At 58.5% G+C, this 347-nt stretch carries 1 pseudogene; it reads left to right on the top strand.

The annotated features are described in order from the left end of the window. Window positions 1–347: pseudogene (locus RMQ97_RS15495) on the top strand (hypothetical protein); the annotation flags it as partial.

Below are 347 nucleotides of genomic sequence, written 5' to 3'. Positions count from 1 at the left end.
ACTCCGGCAGCATCACCTTCACGCAGGTCCTCTTCGCTGGCTTCCGCGTGAACTCCGGTGACGAGCTGAACGGTATCGCCTTCCAGGGCGTGGGCAACGACACCTTCGTTGACTATGTTCAGGTCCACAACAACGCCGATGACGGTGTTGAAATGTTCGGTGGTACGGTCGACGTGCGTCACCTGGTTCTGACCGGTAACGACGATGACTCCATGGATTACACCGATGGCTGGCGTGGTCGTGCCCAGTTCGTGATCGTGGCTCAAGGCGCTTCTGGCGACCAAGGCTTCGAGTTCGACAACAACGGTGACGACAACGCGCAAAACAACACGCCGCGTTCCAATCCG

Source organism: Maricaulis sp. D1M11, from assembly GCF_047308265.1.
Lineage (GTDB): Bacteria > Pseudomonadota > Alphaproteobacteria > Caulobacterales > Maricaulaceae > Maricaulis.
This window is presented reverse-complemented; position numbering and strand designations above follow the sequence as displayed.